Here is a 25,314-nt window from a genome sequence, read left to right as displayed (position 1 = left end):
CCCGGTGATCCGGGCGTCCGGACCGAGCACCGCCGGCCTCACGGCCGGAATCGTTTCGAAAGGATGCGGCATGGCAACCACGCGCTCCGCGCATACCGTTTGGGAAGGCAGCCTCTTCAAGGGCAGCGGGGTCGTCGCCTTCGACTCCTCGGGCGCCGTCTCCGAGCAGCCGGTCACCTGGGCCTCGCGCGCCGAGGACGCGAACGGGAAGACCAGCCCCGAGGAGCTGATCGCCGCCGCGCACTCCAGCTGCTTCTCGATGGCCCTGTCCAACGGCCTCGACAAGGCGGGCACGCCGCCCACCCGGCTGACCACCCACGCCGAGGTCACCTTCGTGCCGGGCACGGGCATCACCGGCATCCACCTCACCGTCGAGGGCACCGTCCCCGGCCTGGACGAGGCCGGCTTCGTCGCCGCCGCCGAGGACGCCAAGGTGAACTGCCCGGTCAGCCAGGCGCTCAAGGGCACGGAGATCACCCTGACGGCGAAGCTCGCCTGACCCGTCCCCCCGCAGGGCCACCGCAGGCCGCCCCCGCCGGGGCGGCCTGCTCCGCGTCCGCCGCCGAAAGCCGCCCCATGACGTCACGCCCCGCCGTCTCCGCCCACCGCGGAGGGACCGAACGCGCCGCCCCGGCCACCTGGGAGGCGTACCAGGACGCGCTCGCCTCGGGCGCCGAGTACGTCGAGTTCGACGTGCGGCGCACCGCGGACGGCGTCCTCGTCGTCCACCACGACGCCCGGGTGGGCGGCACCGGCCCCTTGCTGTCCACGCTCACCCGCGCCGCACTGGACGCCCGCGCCGGGTACCCGGTGCCCGCCGTGGAGGACGTGATGGCGCTGATCGCGGGGAAGCTCGTCGCGCACCTGGACCTGAAGGAGACCGGCTACGAGCGCGAGGTGCTGGACCGGGCGGTCGCCCTGCTGGGGGAGGACGGGGTCGTCGCCACCACCCTGGAGGACCGCTCCGTCGCCGCCCTCACCGCCGCCCGCCCGCGCGTGCGCACCCTGCTCTCCCTCGGCCGCGACGGCCGCGGCCTGACCCGGCGCCGGCTGGTGCGCACCCGGATGGGCGAACTGCTGCCGCTGCGCCGCGTCCGCGCCTGCGGCGCCCACGGGGTCGCCGTGCACCAGCGGCTGGCCCGCGCCACCGTGCTGCGCGAGGCCGCCCGCGGCGGACTGTTCACGATGGTGTGGACGGTCAACGACGACACGGCGATGCGCGCCTTCCTCGACGACCCGCGCGTGGACGTCCTGGTCACCGACCGCCCCCGCCGCGCGGTGACGCTGCGGGACCACCCGGACGGGTCACGCCCCCGCTGACGTGAAACCCCCTCCGCACACTTGACAACGGGCCGCTCAAGTTTTGTGCTGGAAGTGTTGGAAGACCGGAGTGGAGCCTGGCGGAAGGGGTTACAGCGATGGGACGTGCCGTCGGAATCGACCTGGGAACCACGAACTCGGTGGTCGCCGTGCTCGAAGGCGGTGAGCCCACCGTCATCGCCAACGCGGAGGGCGCCCGCACCACCCCCTCGGTCGTGGCCTTCGCCAAGAACGGCGAGGTGCTCGTCGGGGAGGTCGCCAAGCGGCAGGCCGTCACCAACGTCGACCGCACCGCCCGTTCGGTCAAGCGGCACATGGGCGACGCCCGGTGGCGGTTCCCCGAGCAGGGCTCCGTCGACGGCACCCGCTACCGGGCGCAGGAACTGTCCTCCCGCGTGCTGCAGAAGCTCCGCAGGGACGCCGAGTCCTACCTCGGCGAGGACGTCACCGACGCGGTCATCACCGTGCCGGCCTACTTCGACGACACCCAGCGGCAGGCCACGAAGGAGGCCGGTGAGATCGCCGGGCTCAACGTGCTGCGCATCATCAACGAGCCCACGGCCGCGGCGCTCGCGTACGGACTGGACAAGGAGAACGACCAGACCGTCCTGGTATTCGACCTCGGTGGCGGCACCTTCGACGTGTCGCTGCTGGAGATGGGCGAGGGCGTCATCGAGGTGAAGGCCACCAACGGCGACACCCACCTCGGCGGCGACGACTGGGACCAGCGGATCGTGGACTGGCTCGCCAAGCGTTTCAAGGACCAGTACGGCATCGACCTGGCGCAGGACAGGATGGCGGTGCAGCGGCTGCGGGAAGCCGCCGAGAAGGCGAAGATCGAGCTGTCGTCGTCGAGCGAGACGACCGTCAACCTGCCGTACATCACCGCCTCCGCCGAGGGCCCGCTGCACCTCGACGAGAAGCTCACCCGGGCCCAGTTCCAGGAGCTCACCGCGGACCTGCTGGACCGCTGCAAGAAGCCCTTCCACCAGGCGGTGGAGGACGCCGGGGTGCGGCTGGCCGACGTCGACCACGTCATCCTCGTCGGCGGCTCCACCCGGATGCCCGCCGTGACCGACCTGGTCCGCGAACTCACCGGCAAGGAACCGCACAAGGGCGTCAACCCCGACGAGGTGGTGGCCCTCGGCGCCGCCCTCCAGGCGGGTGTCATCCGCGGCGACGTGAAGGACGTGCTGCTGCTCGACGTCACCCCGCTGTCCCTCGGCATCGAGACCAAGGGCGGCATCATGACCAAGCTGATCGAGCGCAACACCACGATCCCCACCCGCCGGTCGGAGATCTTCACCACCGCCGCCGACAACCAGCCCTCCGTCGGCATCCAGGTCTACCAGGGCGAACGCGAGATCGCCGCGTACAACAAGAAGCTCGGCACCTTCGACCTGACCGGCCTGCCCCCGGCGCCGCGCGGGGTGCCGCAGATCGAGGTGGCGTTCGACATCGACGCCAACGGCATCATGCACGTCTCCGCGAAGGACCTCGGCACCGGCAAGGAACAGAAGATGACCGTCACCGGCGGCTCGGCCCTGCCCAAGGAGGACATCGACCGCATGATGCGCGAGGCCGAGCAGTACGCCGAGGAGGACCGCCGGCGCCGGGAGGCCTCCGAGACCCGCAACCAGGCCGAGCAGATCGTCTACCAGACCGAGAGGTTCCTCGACGAGAACGGCGACAAGGTCCCCGGCGACACCAGGTCCGAGGTGGAGTCGGCCGTCGCCGACGTCAAGCGGCTGCTGGAGCAGGAGTCGCCCGACACCGCCGAGCTGCGCACCGCCGTGGAGAAGGTCGCCTCGGTCAGCCAGCGGATGGGCCAGGCGCTGTACGCGCGGACCGGCGCCGCCGAGGGCGGGACCGCCGGTCCCGGCGCCGCGGACACCGGCACCGCGTCCCAGGGGGACGACGACGTCGTCGACGCCGAGATCGTCGACGACGACAAGGACACCGGCGGCCGGCGGGACGGCGCGGCCTGAGCCCGCGGGCGCCTCACAGGTGCTCGCGGCACTCCCGCAGCAGCTTCTCGGTGCGCTGGGCCGAGGACGCACAGGCCGTCATGTGGTCCAGCACCTCCAGGTGCACCGAGACCTCCTTGCGGGAGTCCAGGTACAGCGCGCCGGTCAGGTACTCGGTGAACACCATGTCCGGCAGCTCCGGCTCGGCGAACCGGAACAGGGAGAACGGCGCGTAGGTCCCCGGGTGCGGCCCGTCCGCGAACTCGGCGATCTGCAGCGTGACCCGGTCCCGGGCGGAGTACTCCAGCAGCTTGTCGAGCTGCTCGCGCATCACCCGGCCGTCCCCGCTCACCGGGCGCCGCAGCACGGTCTCCTCCATGAGCACCCACAGGTGCGGCGGGTCCGGGCGCTCCAGCAGCCGCTGCCGCTCCATGCGCAGCGCCACGTGCCGCTCGACCGCCTCCGGGCCCGCCGTGCCGATGGTCCCGGCCTCCAGCACCGCCCGCGCGTAGTCCTCCGTCTGGAGCAGTCCCGGCACGAAGTGCGGCTCGTACGAGCGGATGATCCGCGCGGCGCCCTCCAGGCTCACGTAGAGGCTGAACCACTCGGGGAGCACGTCGCCGTACCGCTGCCACCAGCCCGGACGGTTCGCCTCCTCCGCGAGCTGGACGAACGCGTCGGCCTCCATGTCGGGCACCCCGTAGGCGGCCAGCAGCATCTGCACGTACGGGATCTTCAGGGCGACCTCGGCGGTCTCCATCCGGCGGACCGTCGCCGGCGCCACCCGCAGGATCCGGGCGGCCTCCTCCCGCGAGAGGCCCGCGGCCTCCCGCAACTCGTACAGCCGCCGTCCCAGGACCACCTGGCCCACGGTGGGTGCGGCCCGCCGCTCACTCAACGCCACGCCTCCCCAACGTGCTCGGGCATGCGCTCATCCTGTCATGTCCCTCCGAGACTCTCACGAGCCTCAGGCGACCGCCCTGTTTCCGCGCGTCCGCCGCATGACCCCGCACGTAATCGACCCGGCCCCGCCCGCACGGGATCGTGGACGCACCGAGTCCCGCACCGCTTCCGACGGAGGATGATGCCCCGTGTCCGCGACCCCGCTCACCGTGACCGCCCGGACTGTGGAACCGCGGCGGACGCTGCGCCGCCTGCTGGCCCTCGACGCCGTGGTGACCGGCGTCAACGCCCTCGCCTACCTCGCCCTCTCCGGACCGCTCGGCCGCTTCCTCGGGACCGGTTCCGGCCTGCTGCTCGGCGTCGGCGCGTTCCTCGCCGCCTACGCGGCCGGCGTGGGCCTGCTGGCCGTCCGCCCGCACCCGCCGACGCCAGGGGCGCGGATCGTCGTCGAGGCCAACCTCGCCTGGGTGGCGGCGAGTTTCCTGGCCCTCGCGCTGTGGCTCACGCCGACCGCCGCGGGCGCGGTGTGGACGGTCCTGCAGGCGCTCGCCGTGGCGGGCCTCACCCTGCTGCAGCACAGGGCGCTGAGGGCGCTTCAGCGCAGCCAGGTCTGAAGGTACGCGGCCGTCGCCGGGTCCGCCGGGAGCAGCGTCTCCACGGCCAGCTCGGCGACGGTCACGTCCATCGGGGTGTTGAAGGTGGAGATGGACGACACGAACGACAGCGTCCGGCCCCGGTGCTCGATCACCATCGGCAGCGCGAAGTACGCCACCGGCTCGGCCGGTTCCTCCGCCCGTCCGGCGGTGTCCGGCACCGGGAACGCCGCCACCTCGTCGTACAGCGCCCGCAGCCGCTCCGAGCGGCGCAGGGCGATGTTCCGCCGCATCTGCTCCAGCAGGTGTCCGCGCCACTCCCGCAGGTTCCGGATCCGGGGTGCGAGACCCTGCGGGTGCAGGGTGAGCCGCACCGCGTTCAGCGGCGGCGTCAGCAGCGACTCCGGAACGCCGTCGAACAGCGCCATGACCCCCCGGTTGGCCGCCACCACGTCGTACGCCGCGTCCACCACCAGCGCCGGATACGGCTCGAACCCGCCGATCAGCCGCTCGACGCCGGTGCGCACCACCTCCAGCGCCGGGTCGTCCAGCGGGGTCTCCGGGTAGCGGGGCGCGTAACCGGCCGCCAGGAGCAGCGCGTTGCGGTCCCGCACGGGCACGTCCAGGTGCTCGGCCAGCCGCAGCACCATCTCCTCGCTGGGCCGGGAGCGGCCGGTCTCGACGAAGCTGATGTGCCGGGCGGAGGAATCGGCGCGCAGCGCCAGCTCCAGCTGGCTGACCCGCCGCCGCTGCCGCCAGGCACGCAGCAGCGGACCCACGCCCTCGGTGCGGGAGGCGGTGTCGGGGGGTGCGGTGGTCATGTGAGGACGGTAGTCGAACAACGGCCGTACGGGGAGCCGCCCGCCGTCCGGCCGGGGCACGGCAGGACCTTCTGTGGCAGCCTGGACGCGCCACGAGAGCCGACCCGGCGAAGGAGCAGCCCATGACCGTCGGACCGCTGTCCCGGACGGAGATCGAGACCCGGCTCGCCGAGCTGCCGGGCTGGACCCTCGACGGGGACCGCCTCACCCGCGCCTACCGGCTGGACTCGCACATCGCGGCGGCGGCCATGGTCGTCCATGTCGCCCGGGTGCAGGACGAGCTGGACCACCACTCCGACCTCACCCTCGGCTACCACACCGTGTCCCTGTCCGTGCACACGCACAGCGCGGGCGGCGTCGTCACCGAGAAGGACCTCGAGCTCGCCCGCAGGGTGGAGGACCTGGCGCCCGCCCACGGGGCACACTGAGGCGCGTGCTGGACTACGACGAGGAAGCGGAGCGCTACGACGCCCTGCGCGGCGGCGAACCCCGCGCGGCGGCCGCCGCCGAGGCCGTGCTGAGTCTCGTCCCGCGGCAGGCGCGGAGCCTGCTGGACGTGGCCTGCGGGACCGGCATCGTGACCCGGCTGCTCCCCGCGTCCCGCCCCGGACTGCGGGTCGCCGGAGTGGACCTGTCGACGTCGATGACCGTGCGGGCCGCCGCCCGCCTGCCGGGAGCCGTGGTGCGGGCCGACAGCCGCCGGCTGCCCTTCCGGGACGCGCGGTTCGACGCGGTGGTCAGCGTGTGGCTGCTGCACCTGCTGACCGACCCCGCCGACGTGCGCGCCGTCGTCGCCGAGTGCGCGCGCGTACTGAGACCCGGCGGGGTCTACGTCACCACCGTGCACAAGGGGCTCTCGCACAACGTGGGCAGCGACATCGACGCCGTGCTCGCCGACCGCCCGCCGAGCCCCGTGCCCGACGCTCCCGCGACGGTCGCGGCCTGCGCGGCCGGGCACGGACTGGTCCCCGCGGGGGAGGCCCGCTTCCGCGGCCACGGCCAGGGCCGCAGCCCCCGCCGCACGCTGGACGACCTGCGACGCGGCTGGTTCGTCACCCTCCCGCCCGGCCACCCCCTCGCGGACCGCTTCGCCGCCCGCCTCACCGCCCTCCCCGACCAGCACCGCCCCCGCCCGGACCCGGTGTTCACCCTCCACGCGTTCCGCAAGCCGGAGTGACGCCTTCACCGGGCGCGGGGCCCGCCGGCTCGCGGAGCCGTTCGAAGGCGGTGGGGGAGGGGCGGTGGGGCAGGAAGGCGGCGATCGCGCGGGCGCAGTCCGCCGGGCTCGTCGTGGTCGTGTCGCATTCGAGGTCGTAGACGCCGTGCGCGTGCACCCGCTCGTACTGCCGGGCGGCGAGACCCGGCGGGCGGTCGCCCCGCTCCCGTTCGCGCCGCTCGGTCTCCTCCAGGGAGCAGCGCACGCCGACCAGGACCACCTCCCGCGGGTCGAACAGCCCGAGGCAGTCGGCCAGGCGCCACTCCTCGCTCAGCACGTGATCGACCACCACGTTGTTCCCCGCCGCTGCCATGCCCGCGACCGCCCGGTGATACCCCCGCCAGGTGCGGTGCAGCACCTCGGGGAGCCGGCCGGCGTCGATCTCCCGGCTCGTCCGCATGCGGTGGAAGGCGTCCACGGGCATGTGGAAGTACGGTTCGTCCAGCACCCGCAGCAGCTCCCGCGCGATGCTGGACTTGCCCGAACTGGACGTGCCGTTGAGGAAGATGATCCGTCCGTGCATCGGGGTTCCTTCGGGGTCGCCGGCGGGGGCCGGGTCATCTTCCCCCGCCGGCGATCTTCAGCGCACCCCGCATTCCTTCCCGCCCAGCGCGAACGCCGTCGGGCTCGCGTTCGCCGCCGGTCCGCTCGCGGTGAAGCCGAAGGCGACCGAGGAGCCGGGTGCCACCGTGCGGTTCCAGTCGGCGTTGCGGACCGTCACCGCGGCCCCGGACTGGGTGTGCGAGCCGTTCCAGAGCTGGGCGATCCGCTGCCTGTCCGGGAAGGACCAGGCCAGCGACCAGCCGTCCCAGGGTGCTGTGCCGGTGTTGGTCAGCCGGACCTCCGCCTGGAAGCCGTCGCCCCACGCGTTGGTGACCCGGTACGCCACCTCGCAGGCGCCGGACGGCTCCGGGCCGGTGCCGCCGCCCGTGTCCGCGAGGTCGCCGTACACGACACCGCGGCCGTTCGTCGCCACGTAGACCCGGCCGAACACCCGCGGGTCGCCGGTGATGGCCGCACCGGTCCAGCCCCACTGGTGCGCGTCGTCGTTGACCCGTACCCAGCTCGCCCCCGCGTCCGTGGAGCGGTAGATGCCGCGCACCCCGTCGATCCGCGCGCTGGTGAACAGCGTCTGGTACGACGCGCCCGGCGCCGCCTTGCCGAAGCCGACGGTGTCCGCCTCCTCGACGCCCGGCAGCTTGGCGAACGTCTGCCCGAAGTCGGTGGAGTGCCACAGCCCGTACGGCCCGTCGCTCGCCCCGCCCGCCAGCCAGACCTCGCCCGCCGTGCCGGGCAGCGCCTTGAACCGCACGCTGTCACCGGCCGGCAGACCGGTCGCCGGCGACGCCTCGAAGGTCGCCCCGCCGTCCCTGCTGACGTAGAAGCGCCCGGACTTGAAGCCGTAGAAGGTCCGCGGGTCCTCCCGGTCCGACTCCACGACCGCCCCGGCCGGGATGCCCTCCGACGCCGACCACGACGTGCCGAACCCGGTGGTGTGGTGCACGCCCGCGCCCTCCGGGCTCCACACGAAGCGGCCGCCGTCCGCCGACGCGGCGACCGTCCCGCCGCCGCTCACGCCCGAAGGGTCGGTGCCCGCGAACCAGCTGGCCCCGTTGTCGGTCGAGAAGGCGATGTGCGGGCCGGAGTCCACGTGCCCGGCGCGGACCACGACGTCCGGGGCCGACTCGGCGAAGTCCAGACTCGTCGTCGAGGTGAAGTTCGGCCGGGTGAACATCATCGACGGCACCTTCGTCAGGTCCGTGTGCCGGAAGCCGCCGATGTCGCCGAGCGCGCTGAGCAGCGGGGCGCCCGACGGGGGAGAGGCCAGGTCGAGGACCGCGGTCTCCTCCAGCCCCCGCACCATCGGCCGGATGGTGAACGGGGTGTCGTCGTCCCAGTTCGTCAGCTCCTCCGTGCCGTAGACGGTCGCACCCGTGCCGTACATCATCCGGTCCGGGTCGAACGGGTCGATCTCCAGCGCCTCCGTCATCCACCCCAGCTTCGGCGTCTGTTCGGGCGGCGACGGGTTCGCGCCCCAGGTCAGCCACGGCGACGAGGAGACGTCCATGACGTAGCGGTTCTCGCGCTCCGGGTACGCGGTGTAGCGCCACGCCTGGGTCCAGGTGGCGCCGCTGTCCGTGGAGCGGAAGATCTGCGTGTCCGGCCACCAGGAGCTGTACGCCGTCGCCATCACCGTGCCCGGGTTCTGCCGGTCCACGGTCAGCCCGCTGAAGCCGAAGTAGGTGTCCTCCTCCGCGACCGGGCTGATGTCGGTCCAGGCGCCGGTCGCCGTGGCGTACCGGTACAGCCGCCCCTTGCCCCCGTCGTAGGGGCCGCCCGTGTCGCTGTACGCGAGATACAGGTGGCCGTTCTCCGCGTCGAGGACGCCCTTGTGCGCGAGGTAGCCGGTGGGCTGGCCGGCCAGCCGCTCCCAGGTCGCGCCCGCGTCCGTCGAGCGGTAGACGGCGTTCCCCTTGTCGGCGACCCCGACGTACACGGTCCGCGTCGGCGTGCCCGCGGTCCCCGTCGACTCGTCGAACGTCACCCAGACGACGCCCTGGTTGTCCGAGGCGTACCCGCTCTCGTCGTCCGGATCCTCCGCGTAGTTCCCGGGGTTGGGGAAGGACGTCACCTCCGACCAGGTCACGCCCGCGTCGGTGGACCGCCACAGGCCGTGGCCGCTGGGCGCGCCCAGGTACAGCACGTCGTTGTCGTGCGGGTCGACCGCCAGCCGTTCCCCCATGCCCCGTCCCGGCATGTTGCCGCCCAGCTTGAACGGCAGCGCGGCCTTCCGCCAGCTCGCGCCCCGGTCCGTGGAGCGCATCACCGCCCCGTTGCCCGGGTCCCAGTCGTTGGTGTACGTGCCGACCGCCGCGTACACCCGGTCGGGGTCGGCGGCGTCCGAGGCGATGCTGACCACGCCGGTGTGGCCCCAGTCGTCCCAGCCGACCGAGTCCAGCAGGGGGATCCAGCTCTTCGTCGACTCCTGCCAGCGGTAGGCGCCGCCGATGTCGGTGCGGGCGTACGCCAGGTCCGGTTCGCTGCGGTTGAAGACGATGCCGGGCACGAAGCCGCCGCCGTCGATGCGCGCGTTGCGCCAGGTGTAGGTGTCGGCGGCGGCCCCGGAGACGGCGGCGGGAGCGGCGGCCGGGGCGTCGGCGGCCAGGGCGGGCGGGCCGCCGGCGAGCAGGCCGGCCGCCAGGGCGAGCACGGCCGTGAGGACACGGGTTCTTCGCACGGTGGGGGTTTCCTCTCTCGTGGGGGAGGGGCGTCGGAGCGTGCGAGGCCGGGCGGCCCCCCGTGCGCGAGGGGACCGCCCGGCCCGGTGGCCCCGGCGTCAGGTGCCGGGGCCGGTACACGGAGCGTCGGCGGGGACTATTCGAGGAGCTCCGCGTACGCGCCCATGGCCGTGGCGATGTCCGCCTGGGCCCAGAACCGGTGGTACGTGAAGGTCGGCGCGGCGCCGCCCTCCAGATAGCTCTCGATCTTCGACCAGGCCGGGTCGTCCTTGTAGAAGGAGCGGATCGAGACGAACGTCGACGACGAGTCGATCCGGTCGCCGTTCGGCATGGTGCCGGTCCAGCCGGACGGGATGTGGACCGGGTCGTCGAAGCGCTCGTAGTCGGCGCGGGTCTCCGGGACGGCGATGCCCAGGTCGTCCTGGTGGTTCTCCCACATGCCGTCCAGCAGCGCCTTCGCCGTGTCCGCCGCCTCGGTGTCACCGGAGCGGGCGGCGTAGTACGTCAGGATCTTGGCGTAGGCGCCGGCCACACCGACGTCGTTGGTGTAGTCGACGACCTCGACGTGCAGCCCGCTGTTGGCGCCCGGCGACGACGGGTTCCAGGTGTCGGGCTTGCCGGACCACTTCAGCGTGGACGGGAAGCGGAACGTCCCGTCCGGGTTGACCGTGGTCTCGGACAGCGCCCAGTCCACCCACTTCTCGAGGACCGACTCGGCGAGCGCGTTGCCCGTCTGGTGGTACACCTCGGCCACCCGCTCCATCGACCACGCCTGGAAGCCGAACCACTGGTTCGACGGCGGGTCGTGGTACACCGGCTTCTCGTCGTAGTACATGCCGTAGAAGGTCGGCGTACCGGCCGGCGGAGTGGTGTAGCGGCCCGCCCAGCTGTTGGTCGCGCCGCCCGCGATGCCGCCCTCGTCGGACTGCAGCCAGCGGTAGAACTCGAGCTGGCGCTGGAACGACTTGCCCCAGTCCTCCGCGCCCGTCGCCGACTTCGGCTTCAGGGGCGCGTGGTTGGCCAGCGCGTACGCGGCGAGCGGGTTCTGGTATCCGCCGTGCGCGTGGCTGGAGCCGATGCGCCAGGCCCAGCCGGCCGAGGTGTCGGTGGCGCCGCCCCAGGCGTAGTACCAGGAGAGCAGGTAGTGCGAGGCGTCCTTGCCGGTGCCGGCCGGGCAGGACGGGCTGGTGCAGTTGCCGATCTTCTTGAAGTACTTGTCGTACATGGCGTAGCGCAGGTAGTCGCCCATCTTGGCGGCCTTGGCGACGGTCCCGGCGATCTCGCCGCCCTTGCCCTGCTCCTTCGCCCACAGGTCGGCCCAGTACGCCGCCTGCACCGCACGCGCGTCGGCGTCGGGGGCGTTGGTGAACTTCCACTGCTTGGCGTAGGACGCGTCCTTGGTGAACAGGTCCAGGTAGCCGTTGGGGCCGCCGTACTTGAAGGCGTCACAGGTGGGCTGGGTGACCGTCTCCCACACCGACTCCTGCGGGCCGCGCTGGAAGGTGTTGATGTAGGACGGGCCGGTGTCCGACGGTCCGGCCTCGCACTTGCCGGGCGAGTTGCCGTAGCCGTAGACGTTGTCCACGTCCTGGATCCAGTGCATGCCGTACACCTGGTCGGTGCCGTACGCGGACCTCAGCTCCGCCGCGATCGGGTCACGGCCCACGGAGACACCGGGGTCGAGCTGCGACGGGTACTCGTTCGGGGTGTCGTGCTCGGGCGCGTACGTGGCCGGCTTCGAGGGGTCGTAGAAGGAGTTGGTCGGCTGGTCGGCGCCGGTCGGGATGGCGTACCGCTCCATCGTCTCCCAGGCGTCGTTGAACCGCGTCCAGTCCCCGGTGATCCTGCCGTACATCGCCTGCAGCCACAGCAGGTAGCTGTACGCCTCCGAGGTGGTCTCGTGACCGTGGTCGGGCGCCTCGACGATCAGCGTCTCGACCGAGTGGTACGGGATGCCCTCGGGGGAGAAGTAGCCGTTCGCCGGGTCGGTGATCTTGTCGTACAGCTCCAGGAACCGCGCCTCGTACGACTTGGTCGCGCCCAGCTGGGTCACGGTCACCGCCGCCTTGGCGTGGCCGGGCGCGGTGGACTCGAAGACCGCCTGGCCGGTGCCGGAGGAGTCGGCGGCGACGGTCACCCTCTGCGCGGTGCTCCAGTTCGACGGGGTGAAGGTGAGGCTCGCGCCGGAGGACACCGACAGCCCCGTGGTGCCGCTCGCCCGCGCCGTGGTGACGGTCACGTTCCCGCTCGGCTGCTTGGAGAGCTTCACCTCGAAGGTGCCCGACTCACCCTGGCGCACGCCCAGTTGGGAAGGGCTGGCGACCACGGCGGGACCCGAGGCGACCGTGATGCCGACCGGGGCGGAGGAGGCGGAGGCGCCCATGCTGTCGTACGCCTTCGCCACCAGGGAGTGGGCGCCGACGGCCAGTCCGCCGACCGACAGCGTGAACGGCGCGGAGGTGTCCGTCCCGAGCAGTTCGGTGTCGTCGTAGAACTCGACCTTGGTGATGGTGGCCCGGTCGGCCGCGGCGGCGGTGGCCGCGAGCGGCACCGTCTCGCCCCGGGTGTAGACCGAGCCGGCCTCCGGGCTGGTCAGCACGGCGATCGGCGGCTGGTGGGCGCCCGCACAGGCGGCGCCGTTGACCGAGAAGGAGGTGGGCGCGGCGTTGGCGCCGCTGTAGGAGAACTGGGCGCCGGTGGTGACGGCGGCGCCGGCGGCGATCCGGCCGTTGTACCCGGCGTTCTTCACGGTGACGGTGGAGCCGGACTGGGACCAGCTGCCGTTCCAGCCGTTCACCAGGCGCTGGTTGCCCGTGTAGTCGTACGTCAGGGTCCAGCCGTCGATGACGTCGGCGCCGCGGTTGGTGACGGTCAGGTCGGCGGTGAAGCCCGACCCCCAGTCGTTCGTCCTGTAGTCCACGCTGCACTGGACGGCCGCCGCCCGGGCGGGGGTGGTACCCGTCGACAGCATCGTCAGCGGCAGCGCGAGGGCGGTCACGGCGACCGCTAAGAGACGTCGCACGCCACCGCGTCTGCGGGGTGGGGGATGCATGGTGCTGGTCCTTCCTGCGACTCGTACATGTCAAGGCTTGAACCAGTGGGAGCGCTCCCATAGTGGGGACGGGGGGTGGACCGGTCAACCCTTGGTGCGAATCGAAAACATTCGACACGGTGAGACGTGCCAATGTCCGCACACCCTCTGTTCTTCACCGTCACTTGGCGCTAGCTTCATGGGCACCAGTGGGAGCGGTTCCATCAGTCGACGCGTCGGTCCCGACGCGTCCGAGCTGCAAGGAGTCGCTCGATGAACCACCCCCCGCGTTCAGTACTTCGAGCCACCCCCGTGCACGTGTGGAGCACCTGACGCGGGGCGCTCGTCACCGTGGGATTTCTGTGCCGTCCGTGCTGTCCGGAGACATCCGGCCGGCCTCACGGGCCCGCCCGTGCGGAGCCGGGACGGCATCCCCCACCCCGTAAGGCACCAGGCCGCGCGAACGTCCGCGCGCGCCCCGAAGGAAAGCCCCCTACGGATAGGAAACCCGCACCATGAGTCGCACCAGAACCGCGCTCCTCGCCGCCATGGCGCTGGTCGCCGGCGCCACCGGGTCGGCGATCGCCGCCGTCCCGGGCGACGCCGGCGCGGCCGCCGTCCCCTGCACCGTGGACTACACGGTGCAGAACCAGTGGAACACCGGCTTCACCGCGTCCGTGACGGTCACCAACCACGGTGCCGCGAAGTCGTCGTGGGCGGTGAAGTGGAGCTACGCCGGGAACCAGAAGGTGACCAGCGGCTGGAACGCCAGGATCACCCAGTCCGGCGCGAACGTCACGGCGGCCAACGAGTCGTACAACGGCACGCTCGCCGGCGGAGGCTCCGCCACCTTCGGCTTCCAGGGCACCTACAGCGGCACCAACGCCGTCCCCGCCACCTTCACCCTCGACGGCGTGACCTGCAACGTCGACTCCGGCGGCCCGACCGACCCGCCGGACCCGACCGACCCGCCCCCCGGTGACCGCGTCGACAACCCGTACGACGGCGCCAAGGTGTACGTGAACCCGGAGTGGTCCGCGAACGCCGCCGCCGAGCCGGGCGGCAGCCGCATCGCGAACCAGCCGACCGGTGTCTGGATGGACCGCATCGCCGCCATCGCGGGACCGAACGGCAAGATGGGCCTGCGCGACCACCTCAACGAGGCCCTGCGCCAGAAGGGCTCGGGCGAGCTCGTCTTCCAGGTGGTCATCTACAACCTGCCGGGCCGCGACTGCGCCGCCCTCGCCTCCAACGGCGAGCTCGGCCCGACGGAGATCGACCGCTACAAGAGCGAGTACATCGACCCGATCGCACAGATCCTCTCCGACCCCAAGTACGCCGCGCTGCGCATCGTCACGGTGGTCGAGATCGACTCGCTGCCCAACCTGGTCACCAACGTGTCGCCGCGGGCGACCGCCACGCCGAACTGCGACACGATGAAGGCCAACGGCAACTACGTGAAGGGCGTCGGCTACGCCCTGAACAAGCTGGGCGACGCGCCCAACGTCTACAACTACGTGGACGCGGGCCACCACGGCTGGCTGGGCTGGGACGACAACTTCGGCGCCTCCGCGCAGCTGTTCAAGCAGGCCTCGACCGCCGAGGGCGCGACCGTGGCCGACGTGCACGGCTTCATCGCCAACACGGCCAACTACAGCGCGCTGAAGGAGGACCACTTCAAGATCACCGACAACGTGGGCGGCAAGTCCGTGCGCGAGTCGAAGTGGGTCAGCTGGAACCGCTACGTCGACGAGCTGTCGTACGCCCAGGCCCTGCGTCAGGAACTGGTCTCGCTCGGCTTCGACTCGAAGATCGGCATGCTGATCGACACCTCCCGCAACGGCTGGGGCGGTGCGAACCGGCCCACCGGACCCGGCGCCACGACCGACGTGGACACCTACGTCGACGGCGGCCGTTACGACCGCCGGTACAACACGGGCAACTGGTGCAACCAGGCCGGAGCCGGCCTGGGCGAGCGGCCCCAGGCGTCCCCGGAGCCCGGGATCGACGCCTACGTGTGGATCAAGCCCCCGGGGGAGTCCGACGGTGCGAGCAAGGTGATCGACAACGACGAGGGCAAGGGCTTCGACCGGATGTGCGACCCGACCTACGGGGGCAACCCGCGGAACGACAACAACATGTCGGGCGCCCTTCCGAACGCCCCGATCTCCGGGCACTGGTTCTCCGCCCAGTTCCAGGAGCTGATGAAGAACGCCTACCCGCCGCTGTCGTGACGGGCTGACCCGCGTCCGCCGGGCCCGGACCCCTCAGGGGCCCCGGGTCCGGCGGACCGCTCCGTCGTTTTGCTGTACCGGCAACATGGTTTGCCCCGTCCCGGTGGGTCGTCGCACGCTGACCGCATCCGAGCGGAGAGGCTGACCACCATGGCGCACCACCACCACGCACCCGGTCACGACGGCGAGCACCGTCACGAGAACGGGCACGGACACCACGGCCACGATCACGAACACCTGGACTGGGCCGAGCTGGCGCCCCTGCTGGAGAGCGAGGCGGAAGTGTTCACCCCGCTGTACGAGCGGGCCCTGGCCTGGCTGGCCGAGGAGGTCACCGAACCGGGCCTGATCGTGGACGCCGGCAGCGGCCCCGGCGTGATCTCCGGCCTGTTCGCCGAGACCTTCCCGGGCGCCCGCATCGTGGCCGTCGACGGCTCCGAAGCGCTGCTGGAGCGGGCCCGCGCCCGCGTCGGACGCCTCGGCGCCGGCGACCGCTTCGACACCTTGACCGGCGACCTGCCCGGGGTGCTGGCCGAGCTGGACTACCCGGCCGACCTGCTGTGGGCCAGCCGCAGCATCCACCACCTCGGCGACCAGGGCGCGGCGCTCGCGGCCTGCGCCGAGCGGCTCGCGCCCGGCGGCACGCTGGCCGTACTGGAGGGCGGACTGCCCGCCCGCTTCCTGCCCCGCGACATCGGCTTCGGCCGCCCCGGCCTCCAGGCACGCGTCGACGCCGTGGAGGAGGAGCGGTTCACGCGCATGCGCGAGGAACTGCCCGGCTCGGTGGCCCAGGTGGAGGACTGGCCCGCCCTGCTCACCGCGGCCGGCCTGCACCACACCCGCTCGCGCACCTTCCTCCTCGACCTCCCGGCCCCGCTGCCGGACCGCGCCCGCGCCCACGTGGTCGACTCCCTCACCCGCACCCGCGACATGGTCGGCGAGCACCTGGACGCCGACGACCGCGCCACCCTCGACCGTCTCGTCGACCCCGGTGACCCGGCGAGCGTCCACCACCGCCCCGACGTCTTCGTCCTGGCGGCCCACACGGTCCACACGGGGGTACGGCCGGTGTGACACCTCGACGTGACCGCCGTCGTCCGGCCGGCGGGGCGGCCCGGCCGGCCCGCCCGGACACGCCGGTGGCCGGCCACCCGTCGGAACGGGGGCCGGCCACCGGCGTGGTGCGCCGTCAGGCGCTGTTGAACTCCGCGGGGTTCAGACCCACCCGACGGTCCTCGTTCAGCGCGCTGATCGCCGCCAGGTCCTCGGCGTCCAGGGTGAACCCGAAGACGTCGATGTTCTCCTTGATGCGGGACGGCGTCACCGACTTGGGGATGACGACGTTGCCCAGCTGCAGGTGCCAGCGCAGCACCACCTGGGCGGGGGTGCGGTGGTGCTTCTGGGCGATGGCCACGATCGCCGGGATCTCCAGGACGCCCTTGCCGGAGCCGAGCGGGGAGTAGGCCTCGGTGGCGATGCCCCGCTCCGCGTGCCACTCCCGCGCGGCGGCCTGCTGCAGATGCGGGTGCAGCTCGATCTGGTTGACCGCCGGGACGACCGACGTCTCCCCGGTCAGCCGCTCCAGGTGCTCCGGCAGGAAGTTGGACACGCCGATCGCGCGCACCCGTCCGTCCGACAGCAGCTTCTCGAACGCCTTGTACGTGTCGACGTACAGGTCCCGGGCCGGGGTCGGCCAGTGGATGAGGTACAGGTCGACGTAGTCGAGGCCGAGCTTCGCCAGCGACGTGTCGAAGGCCTTGAGGGTGGAGTCGTACCCTTGGTCGCTGTTCCACAGCTTGGTGGTGACGAAGATGTCCTCACGGGGGACGCCCGACCGCGCGATGGCCTTGCCGGTGCCCTCCTCGTTGCCGTAGGCCGCCGCCGTGTCGATGCTGCGGTAGCCGGCCTCCAGCGCCGCCGCCACGGCCGTCTCGGCCTCCGCGTCCGGTACCTGCCAGACGCCGAACCCCAACTGGGGCATCTCGACGCCGTTGTTCAGGGTGATCGGGGGGACCTTGCTCACGAGCTCTCGATCCTTAGGTTGTGGTCAGGTGATACCTCCATCGTCAACGATCACGGTCCGCGCCGCATTCCTGACCGCGGAATTCATGCCCGGTACAACGCCTCGACCTCTCGGGCGTACGCCTTCTCGATGGCCTTGCGCTTCAGCTTCAGCGACGGCGTCAGCAGCCCGTGCTCCTCGGTGAACGGCTGCGCGAGGATACGGAAGGTGCGGATCGACTCGGCCTGCGAGACCAGCGTGTTGGCCGTGACCACCGCGCGCCGCACCTCTGCCTCCAGGTCCGCGTCGCGCACCAGGCCGGCCGGGGGGAGCCGCGGCTCCCCCCGCATCACCAGCCAGTGCTCGACCGCCTCCTGGTCGAGGGTGACCAGCGCGGCCACGTACGGCCGGTCGTCGCCGACCACGATGCACTGGCTGACCAGCGGATGGCCGCGCACCCGCTCCTCCAGCACGCCCGGCGAGACGCTCTGGCCGCCGGACGTCACCAGGATCTCCTTCTTCCTCCCGGTGACGGTCAGATAACCGTCCTCGTCGAGGAAACCCAGGTCGCCGGTGGCCAGCCAGCCGTCGCGCAGCGTCCCGTGGGTGGCCTCGGGGTCGTTGAGATAGCCCTGGAAGACGTTCTCGCCGTGCAGCAGGATCTCGCCGTCGTCGGCGATGCGCACGCTCACCCCGGGGATCGGCCGGCCGACCGTCCCGTAGCGGGTGCGCCCGGGCGGGTTGGCCGTCGCCGCCGCGGTCGACTCGGTCAGGCCGTACCCCTCGTGGACGTGCACGCCGGCGCCCGCGAAGAACAGGCCCAGCCGCCGGTCCATCGCCGAACCGCCCGACATGGCGTGCCGGATCCTGCCGCCCATCGCGGACCGGATCCTGGAGTACACGAGCTTCTCGAAGAACTGGTGCCGCATCCGCAGCGACGCCGACGGGCCTGGACCGGCGCCCCAGGCCTTCGCCTCCACCGCGTCGGCGTACCGGACGGCCACGTCGACGGCCTTCTCGAACGGCCCTCCGCGCCCCTCCCGCTCGGCCTTGCGCCGCGCCGCGTGGAACACCTTCTCGAAGACGTACGGCACGGCCAGGACGAACGTCGGCCGGAACGCGGCCAGATCCGGCATCAGCGCGGCCGCGTCGAGCTGCGGCTGGTGGCCGAACTTCACCCTGCCGCGGATCGCCGCGACCTCCACCATCCGCCCGAAGACGTGCGCCAGCGGCAGGAACAGCAGCGTCGACGCCTCCTCGCCCCGCGTGGAGCGGAACACCGGCTCCCAGCGCTCGACGACGGTGTCCGCCTCGTACATGAAGTTGCCGTGCGTCAGGACACAGCCCTTGGGGCGGCCGGTGGTGCCCGACGTGTAGATGACCGTCGCCACCGAGTCGGGGGTGACCGCCCGGCGGTGCCGGTGCACCACGTCGTCCTCGAGGTGGGCGCCCGCGTCGTACAGCTCCCGCACCGCGCCCGCGTCGAGCTGCCACAGCCGGCGCATCCGCGGCAGCCGGCCGATGACCGTGGCGAGGGTCATCGCGTGGTCCTCGTGCTCCACGATCGCCGCCGTCACCTCCGCGTCGTGCAGCATCCACGAGCACTGCTCGGCCGACGACGTCGGGTAGACGGGGACGACCTGCGCGCCGACCGACCACAGCGCGAAGTCGAACAGGGTCCACTCGTAGCGGGTACGGGACATGATCGCGACCCGGTCGCCGAACCGGATCCCGCTCGCCAGCAGGCCCTTCGCCAGGGCGAGCACCTCGTCACGGAACTCGGCGCAGGTCACGTCGCGCCACTGGCCGTCGTCGCCCTTGCGGCCGAGCGCCACGCGCCGCGGCTCCTCCTCGGCGTACCGGAAGACCACGTCGGCCAGACCGCCCGCCGCGGGCGCCCGTGACAACGGAGGGCTGGTGAACTCGCGCAATCCCGCTCCCCGCTTCCTGGCGCCCGGACCGGTGCGGCACCACCGTCGTCCCGCACAGCGCGGTGAAAGCTACCCCACGGGATCCAGGGGCGGGAGGGACCGAAAACCGCGAAAAGGGCGCGTCACCGCCGGCCGGTGAAGGAGAAATCCCGCAAGCGGGGAGGGTCCGGACACATTCCTGACGGACGAGTAAGGTCCGGTGCGGCAATCTCCACGGAATCTGTACGTCCCTCTGACCGGCCCGCGGGCGGCGCGACGGCCCTCACCCGGACCGGCGCACCGGACCGTCACCCCCGCCCGCCGCGGTGCAGCCGGTCGCCGCCCGCCAGGATCGCCGCCGCCAGCGCCTCCGCCGCGCCCTGCGCCGAGGGCCGGCGCCGGCCGCGCACCACCACGAAGTCCACCGGGCCCGGCTCCGGCAGCCCGGCCCGCTCCGGCATCCGCACCAGTCCCGGCGGGACCAGCCCGCGCGCGTGCACCATCACCCCGAGCCCCGCCCGGGCCGCCGCGAGCAGCCCGTTGAGGCTCCCGCTGCTGCACACGATGCGCCACTGGCGGCCCTCCCGCTCCAGTGCCCGCAGCGCCAGGTCCCGGGTGATGCCCGGCGGCGGGTAGACGATCAGCGGCACCGGGCGGCACGGGTCGAGCCGCAGGCCCGGCGCGCCGATCCACACCAGCTCGTCCTGCCAGACCAGCCGGTGCGGGTCCGGGCGCGGGTCCTCCGGCCGCCGCTTGGCCAGCACCAGGTCCAGCCGGCCCGCGGCGAGCTGCTCGTGCAGGATGCCCGACAGCTCGACCGTCAGCTCCAGATCGACCTCCGGGTGCTCGTGCCGGAACCGTTCGAGGATCTCCGGCAGCCGGGTCAGCACGAAGTCCTCGGACGCCCCGAAGCGCAGCCGCCCGCGCAGCCGGGTGCCGGTGAAGAACTGCGCCGCCTGCTCGTGCACGTCCAGGATGCGGCGCGCGAAACCGAGCATCGCCTCGCCGTCCTCGGTCAGCGCCACGGAGTGGGTGTCCCGCGAGAACAGCTGCCGCCCGGTGGCCTCCTCCAGCCGCCGCACGTGCTGGCTCACCGTCGACTGGCGCACCCCCAGCCGCCGGGCCGCCTGCGTGAAGCTCAGCGTCTGGGCCACCGACAGGAAGGTCCGCAGGTGGGTCGGCTCGTACACGCCCGGCAGCCTACCCCGGCGATCGCGTGTCGTGATGACAGTGAGAGCGGTGTACGGCGTTCCCGATCGCGGGGCGGAGGAGCAGGATGGGGCGGGGACGGCTTGTCCCCGGTGCCGGGGGCACTCGTCCCCGCACCGCACCGCCGCACACCCACCCGAGCACGTGGAGCACCGTGAAACGCCCGCACTGGCCGCGCTGGATGCCGGTCGACCCGTACATCACGCTCCTGCTCGGCACGGTGGGACTGGCCGCGCTGCTGCCCGCCCGCGGCACCGGCGCGGACGTCGCCTCCGGCGCCTCCACCGCCGCGATCGCGTTCCTCTTCTTCCTCTACGGCGCCCGCCTGTCCACCCGCGAGGCGCTGGACGGCCTCACCCACTGGCGGCTCCACGTCACCGTCCTGGCCTGTACCTTCGTGATCTTCCCCCTGCTGGGCCTGGCCACCCGCGGGCTCGTCCCGGTGCTCCTCACCGACCCGCTCCACCAGGGGCTGCTGTTCTGCACCCTGGTCCCCTCCACCATCCAGTCGTCGATCGCGTTCACCTCGATCGCCCGCGGCAACGTGCCCGCCGCGATCTGCGCCGGCTCGTTCTCCTCGCTGGCCGGCATCGTCGTCACCCCGCTGCTCGCGGCGGCGCTGCTCGGCGGCGGCGCGGGCGGCTTCTCCGCCGACTCGGTGGTGACGATCGTGCTCCAGCTGCTGGTGCCGTTCCTCGCCGGGCAGGTCACGCGCCGCTGGATCGGCGGCTTCGTCGCCCGCCACCGCAAGGTGCTCGGACTGGTGGACCGCGGCTCCATCCTGCTCGTCGTCTACACCGCGTTCAGCGAGGGCATGGTGCAGGGCGTCTGGGGCCAGGTGAGCCCCACCCGGCTCGGCGGACTGCTCGCCGTCGAATCGGTGCTGCTCGCGGTGATGCTGGCGCTCACCTGGTACGGGGCCAAGGGCCTCGGCTTCGGGCGGGAGGACCGGATCGCCATCCAGTTCGCCGGGTCGAAGAAGTCGCTGGCCGCCGGACTGCCCATGGCGAGCGTGCTGTTCGGGGCGCACGCCTCGCTGGCCGTGCTGCCGCTGATGCTGTTCCACCAGATGCAGCTCATGGTGTGCGCGGTGATCGCCAAGCGCCGCTCGAAGGACCCGGTCCCGCAGGCCGCTTCCGGGGACCGAGCCGCACGGTCACGAACCGAGGCCGGTACCGGGACACGTTCCGGCTGAGCGTCACCGTCGCCGCGGACGTCTCCAGCCGGTTCACGGCGGAGCCCCCCGGCTCGTTCCGGGGTGCGCCTGCGGGGTGCGGGCGGCGGTGCCCGGCCCGGGCACGCCCCTGGCCACCGGTGCGGCGTGCCGCTCCCCGCCGCCGTGCGGCGAGGGGAGGTCAGGCCCGGACGGCCGCGGCCCGCAGGGCGATCCGCTCCTCACCCGCGTACACGTTCATGGAGCTGCCCCGCAGGAAGCCGACCAGGGTCATGCCGGTCTCCACCGCCAGGTCCACGGCCAGCGAGGACGGCGCCGAGACCGCCGCCAGCACCGGGATGCCGGCCATGACCGCCTTCTGCGCCAGCTCGAACGAGGCCCGTCCGGACACCATGAGGACGGTCCGGGACAGCGGCAGGCTCCCGTTCTGCAGGGCGCGGCCGACCAGCTTGTCGACCGCGTTGTGCCGGCCCACGTCCTCCCGTACGTCCAGCAGCTCGCCGTGCTCGTCGAACAGGGCCGCCGCGTGCAGTCCGCCGGTGCGGTCGAAGACCCGCTGGGCCGCCCGCAGCCGGTCCGGCAGCTCCGCCAGCAGCTCCGGCGTCACCCGCAGCCGCGGGGCGTCCGCGACCGGGTGACGGGTCGTGGTGCGCACCGCGTCCAGGCTGGCCTTGCCGCACAGACCGCAGGACGAGGTGGTGTAGACGTTGCGCTCCAGCGTGATGTCGGGGACCGCCACCCCGGGAGCGGTCGACACGTCGACCACGTTGTACGTGTTCGACCCTCCCTCGCTCCCGGCTCCGTCCGAGCGGGAGGCGCCCCCACGCGTCGCCCCGGCGCAGTAGACGATGTTCCGCAGGTCCGACGCGGTCGCCAGCACCCCCTCGCTGACCAGGAAGCCGGCCGCCAGCGCGAAGTCGTCCCCCGGGGTGCGCATGGTGATCGCCAGGGGCTTGCCGTTCAGCCGGATCTCCAGGGGTTCCTCGGCGACGAGCGTGTCCGGGCGGGTGGAGACCGCCCCGTCCCGGATGCGGATCACCTTGCGTCGTTCCGTGACTCGTCCCATGTCCCTACCCGTTCCGTTCCGTCCCGGTCCGCACGTGCCGGCAGCCGAACCGGCCCTTGACGCACAGGGTGCCGTGGGTCACGGGGGCGTCGCGCGACGACGTGACCTTCACGATCTCATTGTCCTGCACATGGGGCGTCAGGCTGCGGCCCACGCCGCGGGAGGCGCACACGGTCGTCGTGCGCGTCCGCCGCGACCCGTCCCGCGTACCCGCCGTCCGCAGGTCGAACTCCGATCCGAACGACAGCGTTCCCGTGGAAGAGACGCCGATGCGGGCGTCGAAGCCGCGCCCGTGACGGGGATCGCGGCGGTGTTCCGCCACCGCGCACACCACGCGGCCGACGGCCCGTGCGGGCTCGGCGTGCTGCCGGCGCGGGCGCCGCCCACCGCCCGGCCCGCGGTCGGCGCGCCCGCCGTCACCGCCGGACCGCGGGTCTCCGCCCGGTCCGCCGTGCGCACCCCGCGGCGTTCGCGCAGGCCGCGCCCGTCACCCCTCCGGACGGCGCACGGGCGCGGGGACGCCGGACGGAGACTCCCGGGGGCTGACGGAAGGTGACAAGCCTCGCGCCCGTTTCCTGTCGCTTCACCTGCACTCGTACCCGTGAGTCACTGATCAGACTGGTGCATCCCGCAACCGGATCACCGAGGGGACCACCATGAGCGGCTCGCGCATCACCGCCGTCGGCCACTACCAGCCCGCCCGGGTCCTGACCAACGAGGACCTGGCGGGCAGGGTCGACACCAGCGACGCGTGGATCACGAGCCGGGTCGGCATCCGCACCCGTCACATCGCCGGACCCGACGAGCCCGTCGACGAACTGGCCGCGCACGCCGCCGCCAAGGCGCTCGCGGCGGCCGGCCGGGCCCCCGCCGAGATCGACCTGGTCCTGGTCGCCACCTCCACCGCGATCGACCGCTCGCCCAACATGGCGGCCCGCGTCGCCGCCCGTCTCGGCATGCCCGGCCCCGCCGTCATGGACGTCAACGTGGTGTGCGCCGGCTTCACCCACGCCCTCGCCACCGCCGACCACGCGGTACGGGCCGGCGGGGCGCACCGGGTGCTGGTCATCGGCGCCGACAAGATGTCCGAGGTGACCGACTGGACCGACCGCACCACCTGCGTCCTGGTCGGCGACGGGGCGGGCGCGGCCGTCGTGGAGGCGGCCGGGCCGGGCGCGGAGAACGGCATCGGCCCCGTGCTGTGGGGCTCGGTGCCCGAGATGGGCAACGCGGTGCGGATCGAGGGGACCCCGCCGAGGTTCGCGCAGGAGGGGCAGAGCGTCTACCGGTGGGCGACCACCCGGCTCCCGGAATTCGCCCGGCGGGCCTGCGAGAAGGCGGGACTGACGCCCGAGGACCTCGCCGCGGTCGTGCTGCACCAGGCCAACCTGCGGATCGTGGAACCCCTCGCGCGCCGGATCGGCGCCGTCAACGCGGTCGTCGCGCGGGACGTCGTCGACTCCGGCAACACGTCGGCCGCGAGCATCCCGCTCGCCTTCTCCAAACTCGTCGAACAGGGCGCGGTGTCCAGCGGGGACCCGGTGCTGCTGTTCGGCTTCGGCGGGAACCTGTCATACGCGGGGCAGGTCGTGCGGTGCCCCTGAGCGGGCCCGTCGTGGTGTGACGAGGGCGATCCCCGCCGGGGGGCCGGCGCAGCGCCGCAGCCTGTGGGCGACAGGCGATCACCACCCAGGGCGTCCGCGGTGTCAGCGGTGTTCACGACGGACGCGCGGCGCCGCCGAGGAGGGACCGATGGCGCCGGCAGGACTGCCCCCGGGGGCGGCGCCCCGGCTCGAACGGCCGGGCCCGCTGCGCGACCGCGTCCACGAGGCGCTGCTCGAACTCATCACCACGCGCGCCCTCCGGCCGGGCCGCGGCACCTCGTCGAGAGCGAACTCGCCGGCCACCTCGGTGTCTCCCGCCGGCCGGTGCGCGAGGCGCTCCAGCACCTCCAGGCCGAGGGGTGGGCCGGTCCGCGGCCCGCGCAGGGCGCGTTCGTGCACGAGCCCACGGAGGAGGAGGCCGGCCGGCTGCTCACCGTCCGCACCCTGCCGGAGGCGGAGGCGCCCCGGCCGGCCGCGAGCAACGCCGGCAGCGAGGGCGTCCAGGCGCTGGAGGCGATCCTCGCCGAGGGCCTCGAGGCGGTGAGGTCGGACGACGCGGACGCCGCGGTGGCGCTCAACGCCCGTTTCCACGCCACGGTGAGGGAGCCGGCGGGCAACGCGGTGCTCGCCGGGCCGGCCGCCCAGGTGGACCGGCGGGTGCGCTGGTTACTGCACGCCGGTCGCCCGGCAGCGCGGCGAGCGGTCCTGGACCGAGCACCGTGAGCTGATCGCCGCCATCGCCGCGCGGGACGAGCAGCCGGCCGCCCGCCTGATGCGGGAACACGCCGAACACACCCGGCGGTCCTACCACGCGCGGGAGGACTCCTGAGAGACTTCGTCCCGCTCTGGGCGGGACTGTCCCGCACCCCGCGTCCCCTCTTTGTCCTGAGAGTGGAAAAAGTAGGGGTCAATTCCTGCGCGACTTCTTCCCACCTCCGGCAGGCGCTGCTACTTTCCCCTCCGAAAGCACGCCACACACGTGGCCGGAATCCGGCGCGCACAGCCGATGAGGCGGGGAGGGGCTC

Annotated in this window: 19 protein-coding genes and 2 pseudogenes; 11 read left to right on the top strand and 10 right to left on the bottom strand. The window is 72.8% G+C overall.

Annotated elements, in window-relative coordinates; genetic code table 11:
* Nucleotides 1-70 precede the first annotated feature (70 nt).
* The 3 genes from ACIQ8B_RS15545 to dnaK all read left to right on the top strand — a co-directional run bounded on the left by ACIQ8B_RS15545 (nucleotide 71) and on the right by dnaK (nucleotide 3,308).
* Complete coding sequence (locus ACIQ8B_RS15545; protein ID WP_403547245.1) at nucleotides 71-499, top strand: OsmC family protein; 429 nt, start codon at nucleotides 71-73, stop codon at nucleotides 497-499.
* A 77-nt stretch (nucleotides 500-576) separates the two neighbouring features.
* Nucleotides 577-1,320, top strand: coding sequence for a glycerophosphodiester phosphodiesterase family protein (locus ACIQ8B_RS15540; protein WP_290006233.1), 744 nt, complete (start codon nucleotides 577-579; stop codon nucleotides 1,318-1,320).
* A gap of 98 nt (nucleotides 1,321-1,418) precedes the next feature.
* Complete coding sequence (dnaK, locus tag ACIQ8B_RS15535) at nucleotides 1,419-3,308, top strand: molecular chaperone DnaK (protein ID WP_403547243.1); 1,890 nt, start codon at nucleotides 1,419-1,421, stop codon at nucleotides 3,306-3,308.
* A gap of 13 nt (nucleotides 3,309-3,321) precedes the next feature.
* Here dnaK and ACIQ8B_RS15530 read toward each other — a convergent pair whose 3' ends face one another.
* Nucleotides 3,322-4,185 carry a helix-turn-helix domain-containing protein gene (locus ACIQ8B_RS15530; RefSeq protein WP_403547241.1) on the bottom strand — a complete coding sequence of 288 codons (864 nt, stop codon included), beginning with the start codon at nucleotides 4,183-4,185 and terminating at the stop codon, nucleotides 3,322-3,324.
* Between the two features lie 193 nt (nucleotides 4,186-4,378).
* Between ACIQ8B_RS15530 and ACIQ8B_RS15525 the strand changes: the two genes are divergently transcribed.
* The gene (locus ACIQ8B_RS15525) at nucleotides 4,379-4,804 is read left to right on the top strand and encodes a hypothetical protein (protein ID WP_403547239.1); all 426 of its coding nucleotides are present in this window, start codon (nucleotides 4,379-4,381) and stop codon (nucleotides 4,802-4,804) included.
* Here the strand turns inward: ACIQ8B_RS15525 and ACIQ8B_RS15520 are convergent.
* Entirely contained in the window at nucleotides 4,786-5,604 is an 819-nt protein-coding gene (locus ACIQ8B_RS15520) for a helix-turn-helix domain-containing protein (protein WP_403547237.1), read from the bottom strand. The two genes, ACIQ8B_RS15525 and ACIQ8B_RS15520, sit on opposite strands and share 19 nt — an antisense overlap.
* Before the next feature lie 122 nt (nucleotides 5,605-5,726).
* Between ACIQ8B_RS15520 and ACIQ8B_RS15515 the strand changes: the two genes are divergently transcribed.
* Together ACIQ8B_RS15515 and ACIQ8B_RS15510 are read left to right on the top strand one after the other, a co-directional pair.
* Nucleotides 5,727-6,032 (top strand): 4a-hydroxytetrahydrobiopterin dehydratase, encoded by a 306-nt coding sequence (locus tag ACIQ8B_RS15515; protein WP_403547235.1) that lies wholly within the window; start codon nucleotides 5,727-5,729, stop codon nucleotides 6,030-6,032.
* A 5-nt stretch (nucleotides 6,033-6,037) separates the two neighbouring features.
* Nucleotides 6,038-6,781, top strand: coding sequence for a class I SAM-dependent methyltransferase (locus ACIQ8B_RS15510; RefSeq protein WP_403547233.1), 744 nt, complete (start codon nucleotides 6,038-6,040; stop codon nucleotides 6,779-6,781).
* On the opposite strand, the gene ACIQ8B_RS15505 is transcribed toward ACIQ8B_RS15510, so the two are convergent.
* From ACIQ8B_RS15505 to ACIQ8B_RS15495, 3 genes are all read right to left on the bottom strand, one after another.
* Entirely contained in the window at nucleotides 6,750-7,343 is a 594-nt protein-coding gene (locus ACIQ8B_RS15505; RefSeq protein ID WP_403547231.1) for a chloramphenicol phosphotransferase CPT family protein, read from the bottom strand. The two genes, ACIQ8B_RS15510 and ACIQ8B_RS15505, sit on opposite strands and share 32 nt — an antisense overlap.
* A 57-nt stretch (nucleotides 7,344-7,400) precedes the next feature.
* On the bottom strand, nucleotides 7,401-10,058 hold the full coding sequence (locus ACIQ8B_RS15500) for a cellulose binding domain-containing protein (RefSeq protein WP_403547229.1): 2,658 nt from the start codon (nucleotides 10,056-10,058) through the stop codon (nucleotides 7,401-7,403).
* A gap of 137 nt (nucleotides 10,059-10,195) precedes the next feature.
* Complete coding sequence (locus ACIQ8B_RS15495) at nucleotides 10,196-13,111, bottom strand: glycoside hydrolase family 48 protein (protein WP_403547227.1); 2,916 nt, start codon at nucleotides 13,109-13,111, stop codon at nucleotides 10,196-10,198.
* A 494-nt stretch (nucleotides 13,112-13,605) separates the two neighbouring features.
* On the opposite strand from ACIQ8B_RS15495, the gene ACIQ8B_RS15490 reads away from it, so the two are divergent.
* Nucleotides 13,606-15,324: a glycoside hydrolase family 6 protein gene (locus ACIQ8B_RS15490; protein ID WP_403547225.1), complete on the top strand. Its 1,719-nt coding sequence runs from the start codon at nucleotides 13,606-13,608 to the stop codon at nucleotides 15,322-15,324.
* 150 nt (nucleotides 15,325-15,474) lie between these two features.
* Nucleotides 15,475-16,398 carry a class I SAM-dependent methyltransferase gene (locus tag ACIQ8B_RS15485; RefSeq protein ID WP_403547223.1) on the top strand — a complete coding sequence of 308 codons (924 nt, stop codon included), beginning with the start codon at nucleotides 15,475-15,477 and terminating at the stop codon, nucleotides 16,396-16,398.
* Nucleotides 16,399-16,513: 115 nt separating this feature from the next.
* On the opposite strand, the gene ACIQ8B_RS15480 is transcribed toward ACIQ8B_RS15485, so the two are convergent.
* From ACIQ8B_RS15480 to ACIQ8B_RS15470, 3 genes are all read right to left on the bottom strand, one after another.
* Complete coding sequence (locus tag ACIQ8B_RS15480) at nucleotides 16,514-17,305, bottom strand: aldo/keto reductase (RefSeq protein ID WP_403547460.1); 792 nt, start codon at nucleotides 17,303-17,305, stop codon at nucleotides 16,514-16,516.
* 125 nt (nucleotides 17,306-17,430) lie between these two features.
* Complete coding sequence (locus ACIQ8B_RS15475) at nucleotides 17,431-19,257, bottom strand: AMP-dependent synthetase/ligase (RefSeq protein ID WP_403547221.1); 1,827 nt, start codon at nucleotides 19,255-19,257, stop codon at nucleotides 17,431-17,433.
* Between the two features lie 287 nt (nucleotides 19,258-19,544).
* Entirely contained in the window at nucleotides 19,545-20,426 is an 882-nt protein-coding gene (locus ACIQ8B_RS15470) for a LysR family transcriptional regulator (protein ID WP_403547219.1), read from the bottom strand.
* Nucleotides 20,427-20,626: 200 nt separating this feature from the next.
* Between ACIQ8B_RS15470 and ACIQ8B_RS15465 the strand changes: the two genes are divergently transcribed.
* The gene (locus ACIQ8B_RS15465) at nucleotides 20,627-21,640 is read left to right on the top strand and encodes a bile acid:sodium symporter family protein (RefSeq protein WP_403547458.1); all 1,014 of its coding nucleotides are present in this window, start codon (nucleotides 20,627-20,629) and stop codon (nucleotides 21,638-21,640) included.
* A gap of 160 nt (nucleotides 21,641-21,800) precedes the next feature.
* Here ACIQ8B_RS15465 and fdhD read toward each other — a convergent pair whose 3' ends face one another.
* Nucleotides 21,801-22,685, bottom strand: a complete 885-nt coding sequence (fdhD, locus tag ACIQ8B_RS15460; protein ID WP_403547217.1) for a formate dehydrogenase accessory sulfurtransferase FdhD — start codon at nucleotides 22,683-22,685, stop codon at nucleotides 21,801-21,803.
* 4 nt (nucleotides 22,686-22,689) lie between these two features.
* Nucleotides 22,690-22,941, bottom strand: a pseudogene (locus ACIQ8B_RS15455) (Fe-S-binding domain-containing protein); the annotation flags it as partial.
* Between the two features lie 400 nt (nucleotides 22,942-23,341).
* Here ACIQ8B_RS15455 and ACIQ8B_RS15450 point away from each other — a divergent pair.
* Nucleotides 23,342-24,289, top strand: coding sequence for a beta-ketoacyl-ACP synthase III (locus ACIQ8B_RS15450; protein ID WP_403547215.1), 948 nt, complete (start codon nucleotides 23,342-23,344; stop codon nucleotides 24,287-24,289).
* A gap of 148 nt (nucleotides 24,290-24,437) precedes the next feature.
* A pseudogene (locus tag ACIQ8B_RS15445) lies at nucleotides 24,438-25,118 on the top strand (GntR family transcriptional regulator).
* Nucleotides 25,119-25,314 lie beyond the last annotated feature (196 nt).

The organism is Streptomyces sp. NPDC096105, from assembly GCF_044763335.1.
GTDB lineage: Bacteria > Actinomycetota > Actinomycetes > Streptomycetales > Streptomycetaceae > Streptomyces.
The sequence above is the reverse complement of the archived record's forward strand: the minus strand, read 5'-3'. Positions and strand labels throughout refer to the sequence as shown.